The 20,325-nt window shown below is 32.7% G+C and carries 21 protein-coding genes; 16 read left to right on the top strand and 5 right to left on the bottom strand.

The window, feature by feature from the left end:
* Positions 1-3 precede the first annotated feature (3 nt).
* Positions 4-1,068 (bottom strand): glycosyltransferase family 9 protein, encoded by a 1,065-nt coding sequence (locus tag DMB71_RS12805; protein ID WP_111366674.1) that lies wholly within the window; start codon positions 1,066-1,068, stop codon positions 4-6.
* Positions 1,069-1,193: 125 nt separating this feature from the next.
* On the opposite strand from DMB71_RS12805, the gene DMB71_RS12800 reads away from it, so the two are divergent.
* The 3 genes from DMB71_RS12800 to DMB71_RS12790 all read left to right on the top strand — a co-directional run bounded on the left by DMB71_RS12800 (position 1,194) and on the right by DMB71_RS12790 (position 3,717).
* Entirely contained in the window at positions 1,194-1,943 is a 750-nt protein-coding gene (locus DMB71_RS12800; RefSeq protein ID WP_111366672.1) for a glycosyltransferase family 2 protein, read from the top strand.
* A 295-nt stretch (positions 1,944-2,238) separates the two neighbouring features.
* Positions 2,239-2,952 (top strand): polysaccharide deacetylase family protein, encoded by a 714-nt coding sequence (locus DMB71_RS12795; protein WP_111366670.1) that lies wholly within the window; start codon positions 2,239-2,241, stop codon positions 2,950-2,952.
* Between the two features lie 9 nt (positions 2,953-2,961).
* The gene (locus DMB71_RS12790; protein ID WP_111366668.1) at positions 2,962-3,717 is read left to right on the top strand and encodes a glycosyltransferase family 2 protein; all 756 of its coding nucleotides are present in this window, start codon (positions 2,962-2,964) and stop codon (positions 3,715-3,717) included.
* Positions 3,718-3,831: 114 nt separating this feature from the next.
* Here the strand turns inward: DMB71_RS12790 and DMB71_RS21970 are convergent, their stop codons facing one another.
* Positions 3,832-4,350 (bottom strand): hypothetical protein, encoded by a 519-nt coding sequence (locus DMB71_RS21970; RefSeq protein WP_162614822.1) that lies wholly within the window; start codon positions 4,348-4,350, stop codon positions 3,832-3,834.
* 172 nt (positions 4,351-4,522) lie between these two features.
* The gene (locus tag DMB71_RS12785) at positions 4,523-5,338 is read right to left on the bottom strand and encodes a 2,3,4,5-tetrahydropyridine-2,6-dicarboxylate N-succinyltransferase (protein WP_008462641.1); all 816 of its coding nucleotides are present in this window, start codon (positions 5,336-5,338) and stop codon (positions 4,523-4,525) included.
* Positions 5,339-5,600: 262 nt separating this feature from the next.
* Here DMB71_RS12785 and DMB71_RS12780 point away from each other — a divergent pair, with 262 nt between their 5' ends.
* The 5 genes from DMB71_RS12780 to DMB71_RS12760 all read left to right on the top strand — a co-directional run bounded on the left by DMB71_RS12780 (position 5,601) and on the right by DMB71_RS12760 (position 8,948).
* A complete protein-coding gene (locus DMB71_RS12780) occupies positions 5,601-6,233 on the top strand; it encodes a PAS domain-containing protein (RefSeq protein WP_111366666.1) in 633 nt (210 codons plus the stop codon).
* Positions 6,234-6,365: 132 nt separating this feature from the next.
* On the top strand, positions 6,366-6,599 hold the full coding sequence (locus DMB71_RS12775) for a hypothetical protein (RefSeq protein WP_111366664.1): 234 nt from the start codon (positions 6,366-6,368) through the stop codon (positions 6,597-6,599).
* On the top strand, positions 6,589-6,870 hold the full coding sequence (locus tag DMB71_RS12770) for a type II toxin-antitoxin system RelE/ParE family toxin (protein WP_111366662.1): 282 nt from the start codon (positions 6,589-6,591) through the stop codon (positions 6,868-6,870). Before DMB71_RS12775 ends, DMB71_RS12770 begins: the two co-directional genes overlap by 11 nt.
* Positions 6,871-6,914: 44 nt before the next feature.
* Positions 6,915-7,328 carry a Holliday junction resolvase RuvX gene (ruvX, locus tag DMB71_RS12765; RefSeq protein WP_111366660.1) on the top strand — a complete coding sequence of 138 codons (414 nt, stop codon included), beginning with the start codon at positions 6,915-6,917 and terminating at the stop codon, positions 7,326-7,328.
* Between the two features lie 126 nt (positions 7,329-7,454).
* Positions 7,455-8,948, top strand: a complete 1,494-nt coding sequence (locus DMB71_RS12760) for a malate:quinone oxidoreductase (protein ID WP_111366658.1) — start codon at positions 7,455-7,457, stop codon at positions 8,946-8,948.
* A gap of 39 nt (positions 8,949-8,987) precedes the next feature.
* Here the strand turns inward: DMB71_RS12760 and DMB71_RS12755 are convergent, their stop codons facing one another.
* A complete protein-coding gene (locus DMB71_RS12755; protein WP_111366656.1) occupies positions 8,988-11,210 on the bottom strand; it encodes an FUSC family protein in 2,223 nt (740 codons plus the stop codon).
* A 200-nt stretch (positions 11,211-11,410) separates the two neighbouring features.
* On the opposite strand from DMB71_RS12755, the gene def reads away from it, so the two are divergent.
* From def to mazG, 3 genes are all read left to right on the top strand, one after another.
* Positions 11,411-12,001: a peptide deformylase gene (def, locus tag DMB71_RS12750; RefSeq protein ID WP_008462650.1), complete on the top strand. Its 591-nt coding sequence runs from the start codon at positions 11,411-11,413 to the stop codon at positions 11,999-12,001.
* A 61-nt stretch (positions 12,002-12,062) separates the two neighbouring features.
* Positions 12,063-12,548: a DUF5606 family protein gene (locus DMB71_RS12745; RefSeq protein ID WP_111366654.1), complete on the top strand. Its 486-nt coding sequence runs from the start codon at positions 12,063-12,065 to the stop codon at positions 12,546-12,548.
* Between the two features lie 97 nt (positions 12,549-12,645).
* Positions 12,646-13,416 carry a nucleoside triphosphate pyrophosphohydrolase gene (mazG, locus tag DMB71_RS12740; protein ID WP_111366652.1) on the top strand — a complete coding sequence of 257 codons (771 nt, stop codon included), beginning with the start codon at positions 12,646-12,648 and terminating at the stop codon, positions 13,414-13,416.
* Here mazG and DMB71_RS12735 read toward each other — a convergent pair.
* On the bottom strand, positions 13,413-14,096 hold the full coding sequence (locus tag DMB71_RS12735) for a Crp/Fnr family transcriptional regulator (protein ID WP_111366650.1): 684 nt from the start codon (positions 14,094-14,096) through the stop codon (positions 13,413-13,415). The genes mazG and DMB71_RS12735 overlap by 4 nt on opposite strands.
* Before the next feature lie 202 nt (positions 14,097-14,298).
* On the opposite strand from DMB71_RS12735, the gene DMB71_RS12730 reads away from it, so the two are divergent.
* The 5 genes from DMB71_RS12730 to DMB71_RS12710 all read left to right on the top strand — a co-directional run bounded on the left by DMB71_RS12730 (position 14,299) and on the right by DMB71_RS12710 (position 20,322).
* Complete coding sequence (locus DMB71_RS12730; RefSeq protein ID WP_111366648.1) at positions 14,299-16,686, top strand: heavy metal translocating P-type ATPase; 2,388 nt, start codon at positions 14,299-14,301, stop codon at positions 16,684-16,686.
* Positions 16,687-16,801: 115 nt separating this feature from the next.
* Positions 16,802-16,993: a cbb3-type cytochrome oxidase assembly protein CcoS gene (gene ccoS, locus DMB71_RS12725; RefSeq protein ID WP_095930917.1), complete on the top strand. Its 192-nt coding sequence runs from the start codon at positions 16,802-16,804 to the stop codon at positions 16,991-16,993.
* A gap of 2 nt (positions 16,994-16,995) precedes the next feature.
* Entirely contained in the window at positions 16,996-19,179 is a 2,184-nt protein-coding gene (ccoN, locus tag DMB71_RS12720; RefSeq protein ID WP_111366646.1) for a cytochrome-c oxidase, cbb3-type subunit I, read from the top strand.
* 7 nt (positions 19,180-19,186) lie between these two features.
* Positions 19,187-19,381, top strand: a complete 195-nt coding sequence (locus DMB71_RS12715; RefSeq protein WP_111366644.1) for a CcoQ/FixQ family Cbb3-type cytochrome c oxidase assembly chaperone — start codon at positions 19,187-19,189, stop codon at positions 19,379-19,381.
* Positions 19,382-19,383: 2 nt separating this feature from the next.
* Positions 19,384-20,322, top strand: a complete 939-nt coding sequence (locus DMB71_RS12710; protein WP_111366642.1) for a cbb3-type cytochrome c oxidase N-terminal domain-containing protein — start codon at positions 19,384-19,386, stop codon at positions 20,320-20,322.
* Positions 20,323-20,325 lie beyond the last annotated feature (3 nt).

Genomic DNA, 20,325 nt, shown 5'->3' with positions numbered 1-20,325 from the left:
TTCTCAATTTTTATATTCTTGAAAATAAGTATCCAATTTTTGGAGCATCAATTCCAAAGGATATTCAGAATAATATTCAAAAGTATGTTCTTTTATATATTGCTCTGTATGCTTCTCGTAGATTTCAGGCTTTAAATCTTTCAAATGAACAGAAACATTCTTTGCTTCATTTTCAAATAATTGCCATGTTTCTTTTCTAACAGAAGGAGTGAAAATAGAGAAAGTTGGAATCTCAAGGGCTTTTGCCATATTTACAGCGCCTCCTTCGTTTCCAATAAGCATTTCGCATTGCGAAAGTATTGCTAAAAACTGACGTAAATCTGTAGCGTATAAATCAAAAATGATATGTTTTTTAGTTTTTTCAGAACAATGATTATATACTTCTAGAGCCTGTTCTTTTTGGTTTGGAATATAATTAAATAGAATGGTAGCGTTTGTTTTGGCAACGGTAAAATCGATAATTTTTGCCATTCCTTCAAGCGGATACGTTTTGTAATGCTCACTTCCTAAAATTCCAAACATAATGATTGGTTTTTCAGGATCTACATTGTAGCTTTTTAAAGTATTTTTAGCTTCAGCAATCTCAGATCCTTTTAAAAAGATTTTCGGTTTTACGTTTGTTATTTTTTCTGAGAAAAAAGGTTTAAGAAGCAATAATCGATTTTCAATTGCCAAACCAAATTCTGATTTTATGGCATCAAAACGCTCGTAGCTATAATTGTAAAATATGTTAGAGTACCATTTGTGGTAAGAAACTTTGTATTTTGCGCCAGAGAAAAATGTGATTAGACTAGTTCCTAATTTACTGTAAACGTCTATTACTGCATCATATTTTTTTCTTCGAATTTCAAAAATGAATTTAATGAATTCAAAAGTAGATTTTCGAGTTTTATTAGTCACCAGAATAATATTATCAATATTCGGATTTTCTTTCAGAACATCAATCGAATTAGGGTAACACATATAGTCAATTGTAGAATCAGGAAACTTGGCTTTAAGATTGTTGCAAATAATTGTGCTCGTTAAAACGTCTCCGATTCTTTTTTGCTGAATGACTAATATTCTCATTTTTTTAATACAATTTAGAAGGCTAAAGTACAAACTATTTTGTGAAGTGTACAAGCGATGGGCGCAATAAGATTTTACTAAATTAAAAAGTTATATTTTTGTGCTCAACAAATTAAAATTTATAAATGGGAATTAGCGGTTTAGTTATTACTTTCAATGAAGAAAAAAACATTGGAAAATGTATAGATGCTTTATTTAAAGTTTGTGACGAAGTTATTATTGTGGACTCTTTCAGTAAAGATCGCACGGTAGAAATAGCTAAAGAAAAAGGAGCACAAGTTATTCAGCAGGCATTTTTAGGAGATGGCCCACAACGTACACACGGATTGCCTTTTTGTAAAAATGACTGGATCTTAAATCTTGATGCAGATGAATTTTTAGATAAAGATGCAGAAGAATTTATTTTAAATAAAAAGTATTTGGAAGGAAATTATGATGCTTTTAGTTTTAGGGTAAAAAACTTTTTAGCAGATAAATTAATTGATTTCTCAGGATGGTATCCAGATCACAAAGTTCGTTTTTTTAATAAGCAAACAGCTCATCCTTCAGATTCTAAAGTACATCAGAAAATTGTAACTCAAAATGAAAAAAAGGTTGCTGTACATATTTTACACTATGGCTGGGATTCGTTAGATCAGATTATTGCTAAAAAGAATCAATATTCTGGATGGCATGCACAGCAGTTGTTTGATCAAGGAAAAAGAATTAATGCATTTAAACCTGTTCTTAATGGTACTGTAGCTTTTGTTCGCTGTTATTTCTTTAAAAAAGGAATTTTCAATGGTCTTGACGGGCTATCAATCGCAATGATTCAGGCTTTCTTCTCCTACATGAAATATGCCAAGCTTTTTAAACTTCAAAAAACGCTAAAATAAAAATAAAGAACACAAATGTTTTATTTTTTTGCTTAACTGAGTATCACCGCTGGTTAAGCAAAAAAATAAGTGTGTCTAAGACGTTTTTTTATTTCCTCTAAAATAGTACCGTTTTATAAAATTACGTAATCTTTTCTTAATACAAATTAATTTTTTAATCTATTGATATTCAGTTTTTTACTAATATAAAAATGATTTAAAGAGTATGTGTTTTCTACCAATATTATTTTTTGCTTAATTTTTATTTGGAGCAATAAATTATGCTGTTAATCTTATAGATTTGTAAGAAAAAAGCATGTCAAAGCTGCCAATCTTAATGTATCATAATGTAGTTCAAGATGAAGATAAATCTTTGGGCTTAAGTATTTCTGTTTCAAAATTAGAGTCGCAACTAAAATTTCTTCGTGACAATAATTACACCACATTTCATTTTAGGGATTTGGAGAATTTAAAACGTCTCCCTTCAAAAAGCATCATTATAACTTTTGATGACGCTACAGAGTGTCAGCTACTTTACGCTGTGCCTTTGCTTGAAAAGTATAAATTAAAAGCTTCTTTTTTTGTGCCTTTTTCTTTTGTTGGGAATTTTGATTACTGGATTGAAGGAAAAGAAAAAATAATGAGTGTGGAGCAATTGAAAGGCTTAAATAGCAATTTAATTGAGTTAGGATATCACTCTTTTGAACATAAAAGATATGGTTCATTATCAAGAGAGGAGTTAGAAGCAGACTTTACTAAATCAAATAACTTTATTAAAGAATATGAACTAGATATAAAACCTGTTTTGGCATATCCTTTTGGCAATTATGCTAAGAAAGAGGCTCAATTTAGTGTTTTTGAAAAAATGATGCGCGAGAATGGTATAAACTATGGCTTGAGAATAGGAAACAGAGTGAATAAATTTCCTTTTAAAAATAATTATTTGGTTAAAAGAATAGATATCAAAGGAGAAGACAGTTTGTTTAGATTTAGGTTAAAATTGAGAGTAGGAAAACTTAAGTTATTTTGAGAATAAAGTATGGAAATCAGTGGATTAGTAATAGCCTATAATGAGGAAAAAAATATAGGGAAATGTATAGATGCTCTGTTTAGAATTTGTGATGAAGTTATTGTTATAGATTCATTGAGCGCTGATAATACAGTAAAAATTGCAGAAGAAAAAGGAGCTAAAGTTATCTCCCAACCGTTTTTAGGAGATGGGCCTCAAAGAATTCATGGATTGCAGTATTGTAAAAATGATTGGATTCTAAATATGGACGCTGACGAAATTTTGGCCAAAGATGCTGAGGATTTTATATTGTCAGGAAAATATAAAAATCAAAGTTTTGATGTTTTTACTTTTAGATTGTACAATTATTTAGGAGAAAAGAAAATAAATTTTGCAGGTTGGTATCCTGATAAAACAGCGCGTTTTTTTAATAAAACAACAGCTTCCCCTTCAAAAGACAGAGTGCATCAAAAGGTTTCGGGCAACAATAAGGCACATTTAAAAGTGCATATACATCACTATGCTTGGGACAGTTTTGAGCAATTCATCAATAAGAAAAATTTATATTCTACATGGCACGCGCAGCAGCTTTACGATCAAGGGAAAAGGATAAATGGTTTTAAACCAGTTTTAAATGGAACAGTGTCTTTTGTAAGGTGTTATTTTTTTAAAAAAGGTTTCTTAAACGGATTGGATGGATTTACATTTTCGATGATGCAAGCCTCTTTCTCTTACATGAAATATGCTAAACTTATAAAACTTCAAAAAGCAAAAAAGGATAATTAGAAACCAAGTTTATTATCAATTACTCTTTCGTTAAAATTTTGAATGTAGGCTTTCAAAAAATTTGAAATTTCTTGTGTTTTATAGGTATTGAAGTGAGAAAGTAAAAAGATTGCTTTAGGAATTTTTCTTTTGTGAAACTTTTATTTCGTTTTTGTTTTTGAAATTAGGTATCGATTTCCAAAAAAAGATACTTAAGATAATGAACAGTAAAAGGATATACCAAAATTCTTTGGCAAAAGAAAAAAACAAGCCTAATGCTTCTTTTTCCATTCCTTTTGCGGTAATCATGCTAAAGGTGCTTCTTCTTCCTGTGAATCGGAAATATATAATGTCAATGAGATTTGCTGCAATGAATAAAAGATTTATTAGAAAGAAAGAAATTTTTAATACGATTTGATACGTTTTGCGATACTTAAAGTTTCCCGGAATTGCGTGTGCTATTAAGAATATAAAAGTTAGATATGAAATAGCAGATAAGTCAAACAAAACACTTCCTAATATATTTTCAACTGTTATATGGTCAAAGTATTTAGAGTTTAATAGGTAAAAGAAGATATTACAAATCTGATAGATTAAAAAAATTAGAGAATATCGGTATATAAATATTTTTAAACTGTAAGTATAGTTTTTCATTAATATGCGTTTAATAAAGAGTCAACATGCTTTTAGAAGACATTTAAAAAAGCGCAAAATAGTATAATTTTCTTACTTTTACATGTTTGTAAGATTTTTATTTATTATTTGTTTGCTGGTATAAAAAAAGAGCGGTAAAGACCGCCCTAGTGTATTAAGATTTTTATATCAATTAAACTGCAACATCGTACTCACGAAGTGCATTGTTTAAAGAAGTTTTTAAATCTGTAGATGGTTTACGAGTTCCAATGATTAAGGCACAAGGAACTTGATATTCTCCAGCAGCAAATTTCTTAGTGTAGCTTCCAGGGATAACCACAGAACGAGCAGGTACGTAACCTTTCATTTCAACTGGTTCATCGCCCGTAACGTCGATAATTTTAGTAGATGCTGTCAAACATACGTTAGCTCCAAGAACTGCTTCTTTACCAACGTGAACACCTTCAACAACAATACAACGAGAACCGATAAAAGCACCGTCTTCAATAATTACTGGAGCTGCTTGCAATGGCTCAAGAACACCACCAATACCAACACCACCGCTTAAGTGAACGTTTTTACCAATTTGAGCACAGCTTCCTACAGTTGCCCAAGTATCAACCATTGTTCCTTCGTCTACATAAGCCCCAATGTTTACGTAACTTGGCATTAAGATTACACCGCTTGAGATGTAAGCGCCATAACGCGCAACAGCATTTGGTACCACGCGGATTCCTTTTTCAGCATAATTTCTTTTTAGCAACATTTTGTCGTGGTATTCAAAAATACCAGATTCCCATGTTTCCATTTTCTGAATCGGGAAATACATTACAACTGCCTTTTTAACCCATTCGTTTACTTGCCATTTGTCACCAACTGGTTCAGCAACACGTAATTTTCCTGCATCTACCAATTCGATAACTTCTCTAATGGCGTCAGTAGTTGTAGTTTCTTGCAATAAAGCTCTGTTTTCCCAAGCTTGTTCAATTATAGTCTGTAAAGAATTCATACGTTTAATTTTTTGGCAAAGATAACGTATTTGTAGAAATGCAAAAAAGCAAAACCACTTGAAAATGTTACAGATTTAACTTTTTGTTTCTTATTTGTAAAGTAGAAGAGGTGCGCATGTGTTTTCGGTTAATATTATTACCACTAGAAGTTTTTTTTATATCAAAATATGACAAAAGTCAGGATTTCTCTTTTTTCTTCACTTTAATTTCGCAGAGTTGATCAACATTCCATTCCATAAATAATCATATAAGCAGTAAAATATGAATCAAGAAAATCACCTTCAAAACAGAGTAATTATAGATAAAGAAGTAAGCTGGGATAAAACTCAGGTTATTATGAGTAAAACAAACGCATACGGAATTATAGAATACGCCAATGAAGTATTTGTAGATGTTTGTGGTTACGAAGACTATGAATTAATGGGACAACCTCATAATATCATACGTCACCCGGATATGCCAAAAGTAATTTTTAAAGTACTGTGGGAAAATCTTAAAAACGGCAAAAACTTTCACGCTATTGTAAAAAACCTTGCAAAGTCTGGAAGATACTATTGGGTAATTACAGATTTTGAAATTGCCAGAGACGAAAATGACGTTATTGTAAATTATTTCGGAAGAAGACAAGCCGTGCCACAAGAAGTAATTGCATTGCATATTGAGCCTTTGTATAAAAAGTTATTACAAATCGAGGCAGCAAGCGGAGTAGAGTTTAGCGAAAAGTACTTGATCGGATTCTTAGAAGAGAAGAAGAGGACTTACGTTGAATATATTAAGGAGCTGATTTACGAACATGAAAAGTCACAATCTAAGTTTGCTAATTATTCTGAAGAAGAGGATGCAGGAGAGGAAGAAGAACACAGAGGTTTTTTCAGCCGTTTGTTCGGAAGATAAATTGAGTTATTTTTTAGGTTTGAATATTTGGATAAAAATCCGTCTTGAGTTTTCAGGGCGGATTTTTTTAAGTTTAATTTAAAAAACATGAATTTAAAAAGATTTATATTTGTGTTGTAAAATTGAAGTGTTATGGAAGCGATTAGATTAGAATTTCAGCCAGAAATTAGAGAGAAAGTGCTTAAGTTATTAAGTGAATTTTCTCCTAATGAATTGACAATTATTGAAGAAGATTCTGATTTTGAAAATGATAAGAAAAAAGTGCATGCAGCTTATGCTAAATTAAAAAGTGGTAATGAAAAATTGTATTCAATAGACGAGGCAGATTCAATTTTAGACAATACATTTTCGGAATATGACAATTAAAATTTCGAATGAATTTTTAGAGTTATTAAAAGAACAAGTTCATTATATTTATAAAGATAAACCTAGAGCAGCGTTAAAGTTTAGGAAAGATTTGCTTAGAAGTATTAAAAAAGATTTAAAACATCCTTTTCTTTTTAAAAAATCAAGATATTTTGATAATGAAAATATTAGGGATTATGTTTTTAAAGGTTACGTTTCTGTTTATGAGGTTGATATCGATAAAAACATTGTTTTCGTTTTCAGTTTTATAAAATATAAAAACTCTCTTTAAAGATTATAATTTTACTTTCTAACCTTTTACAACATCTAAATAAAATGCCAAGAATCCTTTCAATAGATTACGGACAAAAACGCACAGGAATTGCAGTTACAGACGAAATGCAGATTATTGCTTCGGGCTTAACAACAATTCCTACACACACTTTAGTTGACTTTTTAAAAGATTATTTTGCTAAAGAAAAAGTCGAAGCGGTTTTGATTGGCGAACCCAAACAGATGAACGGTCAGCCATCTGAAAGTGCTTCTGTAATTAATGGCTTTGCAAAACATTTTTCGAATATCTTTCCAGACATGAAAGTGATTCGTGTTGATGAACGTTTTACTTCAAAAATGGCATTTCAAACCATGATCGACAGTGGTTTAAGTAAAAAACAGCGTCAGAACAAAGGTTTAATAGATGAAATTTCTGCCACAATTCTGCTTCAAGATTATCTTTCCGCAAAAAAATAGCGCTGTTCGTCGTATTTTTTATTTATAATTTAATGGTTTTTAGAAAATCCTAACTTTTATCATCTAAAAATTAGTTTTTTTTTGCAATTAAAAAAGTACCTTTGCACTTTAAATAAAAATACTGTTATGCCTGACGAAACCATACGTTCAAATAGTGATGTAGTACTCATTGGCGCTGGAATAATGAGTGCCACTCTAGGGGTAATTTTGAAAGAATTACAACCAGATATAAAAATTGAAATTTACGAAAGATTAGATGTTGCTGCAGCAGAAAGCTCTGATGCTTGGAATAATGCAGGAACTGGACACTCTGCTTTTTGTGAACTAAATTATACTCCAGAAAAGGCAGACGGAAGCATAGATCCTAAAAAAGCAATAAGCATTGCAGAATCATTTGAGATTTCTCGCCAGTTTTGGTCTTACTTAGTACAGCAAAATAAAGTGCCATCTCCGGATAATTTTATTAAAAGCGTGCCTCATATGAGTTTTGTGTGGGGAGATAAAAACGTAGATTATTTAAAAAAGAGATTTGAAGTGCTTCAGAGCAATCCAATCTTTGCCGACATGACTTTTAGCACCGATTTTGAACAACTTCAGAAATGGATGCCGTTAGTAATGGAAGGCAGAAATGCTGATGAGAAATTAGCAGCGACACATATGGAAATTGGTACCGATGTTAATTTTGGTGCTTTAACAAGAAGTATGTTCAATTACTTAGAAAAACTAGACGGTGTTTCTTTGTTCTTCAATCACGAAGTTAAAAAATTAAGACAGCGTGAGGATAAATCTTGGAGAATTAAAATTAAAGATCTGTCAACAGGAACTACTCGTAAAGCCTATACGAAATTTGTATTTATTGGTGCAGGAGGAGGTTCTCTTCCTTTATTGGAGAAAGCAAATGTTCCTGAAGGAAACGGATATGGAGGTTTCCCCGTAAGCGGACAATGGCTGAAATGTACAAATCCAGAAGTAATTGCAAAACACCAAGCAAAAGTTTATGGAAAAGCAAGTGTTGGAGCTCCTCCAATGTCTGTTCCACATATTGATACTCGTGTAATTGATGGCGAAAAAGCACTTCTTTTTGGTCCATTTGCAGGATTTTCAACTCGTTTCCTTAAAAATGGTTCTTATTTAGATTTGCCGATGTCTATTAAACCAAACAATTTAATCCCAATGCTGGCTGCAGGATATCATAATATTCCATTAACGAAATATTTGATTGAGCAAGTTCGTCAGTCTCCAAAAGACAGAATGAAAGCGTTACGCGAATACCTTCCGACAGCACGTTCTAAAGACTGGAAATTGGAAAAAGCTGGACAACGTGTTCAGGTTATCAAAAAAGATGAAAAAGAAGGCGGAGTTTTAGAGTTTGGTACAGAAGTTATCAATACGCATGACGGAACTTTAGCAGTTTTATTAGGTGCTTCTCCAGGAGCTTCTACAGCTGTGGCAATTATGGTTGATTTGGTAAGCAGATGTTTTACAAATCAAATTAAAACACCAGAATGGCAAGCGAAATTAAAAACAATGATTCCTTCTTACGGACAAACTTTAAATGATAAGCCAGAACTTTTAGAACAGCTTAGAAAACAAACAGCAGAAGTTTTAAAATTAAATTAAGCTTCATATATTTTAATATAAAAAACAAATCCAGATGAATTAATCTGGATTTGTTGCTTTTAAGTCGGTTGTGTTTTTTAGAATTTTTTCTGCCAGATTGCTCATCCAAATCAATTGCTCAATTACCATTTGCGCTTCTTGCATTTTGGCCTGACGCGTTTCTTTATCCAAATCATCATCTTCTGCCAAACGAGTAAAATGTCTACGTTTTAATTCTTCAAATTGTAAAGTCACATCTTCTTTTTCGAAAAAAGTATCTTGTACCACGACTTCGTTTCTTAAAACAGAAATGGAATGGTCCAAATTGGCTAAAATTGTTTTAATAATGTAGTTAAAAGAATCAGACGCTGAAGTGGTTTGATGAGACTGAATATATGTCGACAAGGATGCCAAAGCAGATAATAAAGAGTGATTTAAAACCACCAGCTTATTTACCAAAGGCATTGTTTTTTGTTTCGACTTAGGTTCCTGCATCATACGCTGAAAAGAAGTCATTAAATTTCCTATTTCAACAAAGGCATTTTTTCTTGCTAGACGATATGAAGTAGGAACTTCTCCTTTTTTATTATAAAAATCGGCAATCTCTTTTAAGTAATTTCTATTGGCTCGAATCGTGTTTTCAATATGAATGGGCGTGTTAATAAATTCCCAAGCTGGCCATAAAAACTGATTGGCAATAAAAGCTAAAGTTGCTCCCGCAAGGGTATCCAATATTCTATACTGAATTACTTCATTAATATCCGGAGTTAAAATTCCGTAGATGAAAACGACGTACATCGTGACAAATGTTGCGCTGATCCTATAATTGATTTGGGTAAACGAGATTCCAAGAAGCATGCATACAATAGAGAAAATGCTCAATGCAACATGATTTTGGATAACAGATACAATTCCGAAAGCTATAATTCCTCCTAAAACAGTACCGAACATTCTGTTATACGATCGTTCTTTTGTTAAACCATAACCAGGACGCATGATTACGACAATGGTCAGCAGAATCCAATATACGTTTTGAAATGGCAACACATGTCCAAGAAAAAAACCGATCAAAATAGTAATCGTTAATCGTATTGAATGTCTGAAAATTGAGGAAGAATAACTTAAGTTTTCAATTAAAGTTCTAAGCGGATAATATTGTGGCGTAAGGAATTTTTCAAGCTCTTTGTCTTGATCTTTCAATTTGTAAGATTGCATTGCCAAAGAAAGCGCACGTTGGATGGTTTTGATTTTTCCAACCTGATTTTTAGCATATTTCAGCATATTGGTCAGCATTAAAACGCCTTCTGCGGCTTCTTCTTTTCCTAATGATTTTTCATAATCAAAAATGGCAAATTCTAGAGCGTCCAATTCGTTTTTCAAATCATGTTTGTCAACATAAGTACTAATATGACTAACATTTTTTGAGAGTTTTTTGAGAGTTGAAGCCAATTTATATGCCACATTTTGGTACGTTCTTAAAACATCAGGGTGTTTGGCAAATTTTTCATGAAGTTTGCTGTGGTCAAAAGAGGTATATAATGCCAATTCTTGAATTTCGACTAAAGTGATAAAAACCAAAAGCATTTTTCGATTTTGACTAGTAGTTCCAGATGCATTCTGGTTTCCAATAAGCATTTTTCTTAAATCTTCATGGATAAGATTCAATTCTACCTGTACAGCAAGTTGTTTTTCGATAATGGCTGTTCTATTCGCTTCGGGGCTCCATAAATCACCTCTTAATTTGAGATATTTTGCAGTGAGTTTTATTCCTTCCGCAATTTGTAATTCGACATATTTATAGGGTTGTACAAAATGAAAAACAAGAGATACTATTAAATAAAGGATTCCTCCAATAAAAATGAAGCCAGAATATTCAAAAGCTTCCCAACCTTCATGTAAATGCCCGAAAGATAGAGAGATTGATAATAAAGCAGAGAAAGAAATTAAGGTAGCTCGTTGTCCATAAACTGAAATCATGGAACATAAAAACAGCAGAAAACCTAAAAAGATATAAAAAAGTAAAGGATACGGATAAACGAGATTGACCAAAAGGTTAACTCCAGAAACTATAAAAGAAGCTGCAATTAATCCTTTTATTTTATGGCTGAGAGAACTCGGAATATCGCTGGGATAAGTATAAAACGCACCAAGCGCAATTGTAAAACCAATTTCAAAATGACCTAGAAAATTTAAAACTAAGACAGGAACAACAGAAGCAATAGTTACTTTAGAGGCATTTAGAAAGGAAGTGCTGTTAGTAAATTTCGAAATTCTATCAATCATAAAAAGAGGTTTACTAACAAAGGTAAGAATTGTAGGAGTGATTTTGGCATAATTATGGATGAGATTTTTAGGATCAAGTAAAAAATACGAATAATACATTATAAGAATTATTCATTGACTATTTTTTACTATTTTTGCCAGCTGAAATATCAGAACTTTAATTCTGTTTTTGCAGCACATTAAAATATAAATAAAAACAAATGATTTTACCAATTGTAGGATACGGTGATCCTGTTTTAAGAAAAGTAGGACAGGATATTACACCAGAATATCCAAACCTAAAAGAAACGATCGCAAATATGTACGAGACTATGTACAATGCGTATGGAGTTGGACTTGCAGCGCCGCAAGTTGGACTGCCAATTCGTTTGTTTGTGATAGATACAACGCCTTTTAGTGATGATGAGGATCTTCCTTCAGAGGAACAAAAAGATTTGAAAGGTTTCAAAAAGACTTTTATCAATGCTAAAATCGTTAAAGAAGAAGGAGAAGAGTGGGGATTTAATGAAGGCTGTTTGAGCATTCCTGATGTGCGTGAAGACGTTTACAGAAAGCCAACTGTTACAATCGAATATTGTGAAGAAGATTTTGTAATGAAAACAGAAGTATTTGACGGATTAATCGCACGAGTTATCCAACACGAATATGATCACATTGAAGGAATCTTGTTTACAGATAAAATCTCATCTCTAAAAAAACGTTTAATCCAAAAGAAATTGAAAAATATTACTGAAGGAAAAACGTCTCAGGAATATAGAATGAAATTTTTTGCAGCTAAAAAAGCAAGATAAGTTTTCTAAATAATTTAGAAACAAAAAATAAATAAAATTCTTAATACTAATTTTAATAAAAATGAATTTAACGAAAATTTTAGCCATTTCAGGAAAACCAGGTTTATACGAATTAAAAGTACAAACTCGTACAGGTTTTGTGGCGGAATCATTAATTGATGGGAAGAAGATTACTGTAAATCTAAAAAGCAATGTAAGTTTATTGTCTGAAATTTCGATTTATACTTATGAAGGCGAAAAACCGTTAACTGAAGTAATGCAGCAGATTTCCGTTAAAGAAAACAAAGGTCAAGCGATTTCTCACAAAGAAGACAACGCTACTTTGTCTGCTTATTTTAAACAAATTCTTCCTGATTATGATGAAGAAAGAGTTTATCCATCAGATATCAAAAAAGTATTAAGCTGGTATAACACACTTCAAGCAAAAGGGTTAGTTACAGATTTAGCTCCTGCAGCTGAAGAACCAAAAGAAGAAGCTCCAGTAGCTGCTGAAAAGCCTAAAAAAGCTCCAGCGGCTAAGAAAGCAAAAGCTAAAAAAGAAGAATAGCAGTTTTTCTTTAAACATATATAATCCTGTTAAGATGTTTTCTTGACAGGATTTTTTAATTTTACAGAATCGAGTTTAAATCAAAAGAAACTTTAAAATGAGTAGAGAAAACCAGTTAAAAGCATTTGAGAGATTATTAAATATCATGGATGAACTTCGTGAGCAATGTCCGTGGGATAAAAAGCAAACGCTGCAGACATTAAGACATTTGACAATCGAAGAAACTTATGAATTGGGCGATGCTATTCTAGACAATGATTTAAATGAAGTTAAAAAAGAATTAGGTGATTTACTGCTTCATATTGTTTTCTATGCCAAAATAGGCAGTGAAACCAATGATTTTGATATTGCTGATGTTTGTAATGAAATCTGTGACAAACTGATTCATCGTCATCCTCATATTTACGGAGACGTAAAAGTAGAAAATGAAGAAGAGGTAAAACAAAACTGGGAAAAGCTAAAACTTAAAGAAGGTAAAAAATCAGTTTTAGAAGGTGTTCCGAGAAGTCTTCCTGCAATGGTCAAAGCAAGCCGAATTCAAGATAAGGTAAAAGGAGTGGGCTTTGATTGGGAAGAACCTCATCAGGTTTGGGATAAAGTCCAAGAAGAATTACAGGAATTGCAAGACGAAGTAAAATCTGGAAAGCAAGACAAAATCGAAGATGAATTCGGAGATGTTTTGTTTTCTATGATTAATTACGCTCGATTTTTGAATGTAAATCCAGAAGATGCTTTAGAAAGAACCAATAAAAAATTCATTAAACGTTTTCAATATCTAGAAAGTAAAGCAAATGAATTAGGAAAACCATTAATGGATATGACGCTTACAGAAATGGATGTTTTCTGGAATGAGGCTAAAAAACTCTAATTGTCTGCCAATTTCTTTAAAGCGCGAACATCTTTAAGCATGATTTTTTTACCAACTAATTCTATTAATCCCAATTTATTAAAATCAGATAATAGACGAATACAGCTTTCGGTAGCAGTTCCAATAATACCAGCAAGTTCTTCTCTTGTTAATTGCACTTTAAGTGTTTTATCGGCATCTTCGCCAAACTCATCATGTAAATGCAGTAAAGTTTCGGCAAGCCTCTGCTTAACTGTTTTTTGAACAAGTGCAATTTTTTCGTTTTCAGATTCCTTTAAATCTTCGCATACAGATTGCATCATGTTTAAAGAAAACTGATTGTTGTTATTAAAGAAATTAATGATTTCAGTTTTAGGAATAAAACAAACTTCCATGTCAGCAATCGCTTTTGCAGTCAGATTTGCAGGCTCATTGCTAATCATAGAACGTTGCCCAAGAAGTTCGCCAGATTTTACCAATTTTACAATTTGGTCTTTTCCGTTTGCGCTCAGTTTTGAGAGTTTTCCAACACCATCTTTTACACAAAAGACACCATTGGTTACTTCGCCTTCTTCAAAAAGAGCCTCACCTTTCTTAATTTTGTAAGTTGTTTTGCTGCTGGCTAATTTTATAACTTCTTCTTTGTTAAGGGCTTTTAATGAGCTTAACTGGCGTACAATGCATTGATCACATTTATTCATGACAATATTTGTTTGCTGCAAAAGTAAGGATATTTGAGGGTTTTAACCACCTTTATAAGGTAAATTTATTATAAATTAGGGTTAGTTCTTTTTTGAGCTTTTTATTTTATAAATTTAGGAATCCAATTTCAAAATAACATGACAATTATCATCTTAATAATTGTGCTTTAATTGGAAATTTGTGGCAAATAAAAACAAGTTTATGAGGGAGCAAAGTTGTTTTCATTGTGGTTTAACTATTGAACAAAATGAAGAAATTGATTTTGATTATAAAAAGTTTTGTTGCACAGGCTGTAAAACAGTTTACGAAATTTTCAGCATCAATGACCTAACATCTTATTATGACTTTGAAAAGTCTCCGGGTGCCACACCGCAAGACATCAAAGGAAAATATGATTTTTTAGAAAACGAAGCCATATTGGCAAAAATTCTAGAATTTCAAGAAGGAAACACTTCAATTGTTTCTCTAAATATTCCACATATCCATTGCAGTTCTTGTATTTGGATTTTAGAAAATCTAAACCGTCTTCAGTCAGGAATTAGCACTTCTCAAGTTAATTTTCACGAAAAGAAAGTTAGAATTACCTTTAATTCTGATGCAGTTTCTTTAAAAGAAATAGTTTATCTCCTAAGCTCTATAGGTTATGAACCTTACATTAGTTTAGAAAATTACGGATCCGCAAAAGCAAAAGTAGATAGAAGTTTAACTTATAAATTGGGGGTCGCTTTTTTCTGTTTTGGAAATATTATGCTGCTTTCATTTCCGGAATATTTCGAAATGAAAGAGTTCTGGCTCGATAGTTACAAACCGTTTTTCAGATTACTGATTTTTCTTCTAGCATTACCAACTTTCTTGTATTCAGCAAGCGGATATTATGTTTCTGCATATCATAGCATTAGAACAAAAATGCTTAATATTGATATTCCGATTGCTTTAGGAATTATCGTGATGTTTATTCGCAGTACTTATGATATGCTAATGGATCACAGCCCAGGTTTTTTTGACAGTTTGGCCAGTTTGATATTTTTTATGCTTCTTGGTAAAATGTTTCAGATTAAAACCTATAGTTTTTTAAGTTTCGAAAGAGATTTTAAATCCTATTTTCCAATTGCGGTTACCAAAATCAATAAAGATTCTTCTGAAGATAATGTAGCGATTTATGATGTTCTGAAAGGAGATCGATTGTTAATTAGAAATCAGGAGCTTATTCCTGTTGATGGAATTTTAATCAGCGAAAGCGCAGAAATAGATTATAGTTTTGTTACGGGAGAAGCAGTCCCAATTACTAAAAAATCTGGAGATAAGGTATTTGCTGGCGGAAAACAGATTGGAAAAGTGATCGAAATGGAAGTTTTGCATTCTGTTTCTCAAAGTTATTTAACTCAATTATGGAGTAACGAAATTTTTCAGAAAAAAGTAGATCAGAAACACAAAACCATAACAGATGCGATAAGCCGATATTTTACCCCCATCTTATTGCTCATTGCATTTGCTGGTTTTGGTTATTGGATTTTTATAGATGCCAATACCGCTTTTAATGTCTTTACGGCCGTATTAATTGTGGCTTGTCCTTGTGCCTTGGCTCTTACAGCTCCATTTACTTTTGGAAACATATTGCGTATTTTAGGTAAAAAGAAATTTTATTTGAAAAATGCTGTTGTAATTGAACAGCTTGCCAAAGTTGATACGATTGTTTTTGATAAAACAGGGACTATTACAACCAATAAAAAATCGAATATAATATATGAAGGAAATCCTATTTCAGATTCAGATGTTGTATTGGTTAAAAATGTATTGCGAGGTTCAAATCACCCTTTAAGCCGAATGCTTTATGATTTTCTTCCAGAATCAAAACGCATTAATATAGAAGAGTTTCAAGAATTTACAGGAAAAGGAATTTTGGCTACTGTTGATGGGAACGAAATAAAAATTGGTTCTGGACAATTTGTAAATGATATAGTTGCAGATGGTTCAGAAATAGAAAAAACAGCATTACATATTAAAATAGGGGAGATTTATTTCGGAAAATTTACTTTCCAGAATCAATATCGTGAAGGTTTGGAAAAGCTTTTTGCAAATCTGAGTAAAGAGTATCAAATCAAAGTACTTTCTGGTGATAATGATGGTGAAAGAGCAAATCTAGAAGCGATTCTGCCAAAAGGTACCGAATTGATATTCAATCAGAAACCAGAGCAAAAGCTCGAATATATAAAGAAACTTCAGGAAAAAGGCCAAAATGTAATGATGGTAGGCGATGGACTCAATGATGCCGGAGCTTTGGCGCAAAGCAATGTCGGGATTTCGATATCAGAAAACGTAAATGTGTTTTCTCCTGCTTGTGATGCCATTTTAGATGCATCAGAATTTTCACGTCTCAATTACTTTTTAAAGCTTTCTCATAAAGCAATTGCGATTATAAAAATGAGTTTTGGCTTATCATTGCTGTACAACGTTGTTGGACTTGCATTTGCAGTTACAGGAAACCTCCTTCCGTTAGTTGCTGCGATCATTATGCCTTTGAGTACAATTACTATTGTAAGTTTTGTGACTTTTATGTCTAACTATTTCAGTAACAGAAATTTAGAATGATTTTAAATTGTTTTGAAAGATATTTTTTATAAATTTAACATATCTTTTTGCTCATGATAATTATCATATTTTATGCGCCCTTAACGAAGTAATTTTGTTAATATAAATCTAAGGTATGAGTGTTATTTATCTTTTAATTTCAGTAAGTATTTTTGTGGCAATCTGTTTCTTTATTGCCTTTATCGCAGCTGTCAAATCTGGACAGTATGATGATGATTATACTCCTTCAGTCAGAATTCTTTTTGATGACGAAACAAAAATTAATTCCCAAAATAATAATTCACCAATCGAAGAAAAACAAGTATAATTATGGAAATGGAACAGTTTTATTACGACAACAAAATTGTAAAAAAATTCATTTATGCCACAATTCTTTTTGGAGTTGTTGGTATGTTAGTGGGGCTTACCTTAGCGGTAATGTACCTTTTTCCCAACATTACAGATGGGATTTCGTGGCTGAGTTACGGCCGATTAAGACCATTGCACACCAATGCAGTTATTTTTGCCTTTGTGGGTAATGCCTTTTTTGCCGGTATGTATTACTCGCTGCAAAGATTGCTAAAAGCCAGAATGTTTAGTGATTTTTTAAGTAATCTTCATTTCTGGGGTTGGCAGTTAATTATTGTAGCTGCTGCAATTACACTTCCGTTAGGTTATACTTCTTCTAAAGAATATGCAGAGCTAGAGTGGCCAATTGATATTGCAATCGCTTTGATTTGGGTTGTAATGGGAATTAATATGATTGGTACTATGCTACGTCGTAGAGAGCGTCACCTATATGTTGCAATCTGGTTTTATCTAGCAACATTTGTAACGGTAGCTGTACTGCATATCTTTAACAATATTGAAATTCCTGTTTCAGGTTTAAAAAGCTACTCTGTATATGCAGGTGTTCAGGATGCGCTTGTACAATGGTGGTACGGGCACAATGCGGTGGCATTTTTCCTTACTACTCCGTTCTTGGGATTAATGTATTATTTCGTTCCAAAAATTGCAAACAGGCCTGTTTACTCCTATAGATTATCTATTATTCACTTTTGGTCTTTAATCTTTATCTATATCTGGGCTGGACCACACCACTTATTATATTCTGCACTGCCAAACTGGGCTCAGAATTTAGGAGTTGCATTCTCAGTAATGTTAATTGCTCCATCTTGGGGTGGTATGATCAACGGACTTCTTACATTAAGAGGAGCTTGGGATAAAGTTCGTGAAGAACCGGTCTTAAAATTCTTTGTAGTAGCGATTACAGGTTATGGTATGGCAACTTTTGAAGGACCAATGTTATCTTTAAAAAATGTAAATGCTATTGCGCACTATACTGACTGGATCGTAGCGCACGTACACGTAGGAGCTTTAGCTTGGAATGGTTTTATGTCGTTTGGCATTATCTATTGGTTAATTCCAAGAATGACAAAATCGGAGTTGTTCTCTAAGAAATTGGCAAACTTCCATTTCTGGATTGGTACTTTAGGTATTATCGTATATACAATTCCATTATATGTGGCTGGTTTTCAACAAGCATCTATGTGGAAACAATTTAATCCAGATGGGACTTTAACTTATGGAAACTTCCTTGAAACGGTAACAGCTATTATGCCAATGTATTGGATGAGAGCTATTGGAGGTACTTTGTATCTAGTTGGGATGCTGACATTGGTTTACAACATCATTATGACAGTAAAAGCTGGTAATACAATCGAAGATGAATTGGCTCAGGCTCCAGCATTACAAACCATAAAAAGCGGTAGATTAAGCGGAGAGAAATTCCACTCATGGTTAGAAAGAAAACCAATTCAGTTAACCATTCTAGCTACTATAGCAATTTTAATTGGAGGTATTATTCAGATTGTGCCAACAATTATGGTGAAATCAAATATTCCAACTATTTCGAGTGTAAAACCATATACACCGTTAGAGCTTGAAGGACGTGACTTATATATTAGAGAAGGTTGCGTTGGTTGTCACTCACAATCAGTTCGTCCTTTTAGAAGTGAAGTAGAACGTTATGGAGTTCAATCAAAAGCGGGAGAGTTTGTTTACGACCATCCATTCTTATGGGGATCTAAACGTACAGGACCAGATTTATTGAGAGTAGGTGGTAAGTACAATGACAACTGGCATTTTAACCACATGTGGAATCCGCAAAGTACATCTGCAGGATCTATTATGCCGGGTTACAAATGGTTGTTTGATAACAAACCAATGGACATTTCATTGACTCAGAAGAAAATGCAAGCGATGATTTCTTTAGGAGTACCATATACTCCAGAAGAAGTTGCAAATGCACAGAAAACTTTAAGAGAGCAGGCTGTTAAGATTGAAAAAAGCTTAGAAAGCGATCCTGATTTCGTTAAGAGTTATGAAGACAGCCGTAAAAAGGCTTCTGCAAAAGGCGAGAAATTCATTCCGATGAACGAAAGAGAAATCGTTGCTTTGATCGCTTATATTCAAAGACTTGGTACTGATATTAAAGTAAAAGAAACTAAATAACAGCATTATGTTTGAACAGATAAAACACAATATGGAAACAATATCGGGTGTAGAATTATACCCGATTATTTCCCTCTTGATTTTCTTCTTCTTCTTTGTAGGATTAGGCATTTGGGTGTTCTCTTATAGAAAAGAAAAAATTCAAGAAATGAGTAATATACCTTTAGATGAAGGACTTATTGTAATCACAAAAGATAGATAAAAATGAAAAAGCTTTTCCCAGTATATGTTAGAGTACCGCTGATTTTCTTCATCGTATTTGCTTTGATGGAATATTTTATAGATTCAGGCGATAAGCCGGCTTTTGTAAAATATCCAATGGTATCAGTCTTTTTATTTGTCTTTTTGTTTATTCTAATTGCGATCGAGATTACGCTTAGCGCTGTAAATCGAGTGATGTATCAATTATTATCACCAGAAGAAAAAGCTCAAAAAGAACTTGAAGAAAGTTTAAGTTTCAAAGAAAGCACTTGGTTTAAAAACCTAATGCACAAATTGACTAAAACAGAACCAATTGAAAAAGAAGCCGACTTATTGATGGATCATGATTATGACGGAATCAAAGAGTTGGATAATAATTTACCGCCATGGTGGGTATATTTATTCTACATCTGTATCATTTTTGGAGTAATTTATGTAGTTCGTTATGATGTCTTAGGAGCTGATGATCAGGAAATGGAGTTGAAAAAAGAAATGGCTCAGGCAAAAATTGATGTTGAAGAATACATGAAAACTGCTCCAGATTTAATGGACGAAAAAACGGTTGTTTTATTAACTGACGAACCAAGTTTAGCAGCAGGAAAAGAGATCTTTACAACAAACTGTGCAGCTTGTCACCGTGCCGATGCAGGAGGACAGATTGGGCCAAACCTTACAGATGATAGATGGATTTTAGGAGGAGGAATCAAAAATCTATTCCATACCATTACAAACGGAGGTAGAGACGGAAAAGGTATGATTGCTTGGAAAGGGACTCTTAAACCAAAAGAAATACAAAAAGTTGCGAGTTATATTCTGTCTTTGCAAGGAAGTAATCCAAAAGATCCAAAAGAAGCAGAAGGAGAAGTTTGGGTAGACGATAGTGCTCCTAAAACCGATGCCGCAGCAGCAACCACAAAAGATACCACAGAAGTTAAAAAATAATTA

The sequence above is a fragment of the Flavobacterium tistrianum genome, assembly GCF_003254545.1.
Taxonomy (GTDB): domain Bacteria; phylum Bacteroidota; class Bacteroidia; order Flavobacteriales; family Flavobacteriaceae; genus Flavobacterium; species Flavobacterium tistrianum.
Note: the sequence above shows the minus strand (reverse complement) of the source record. Positions and strands in the feature narration are given on the sequence as shown.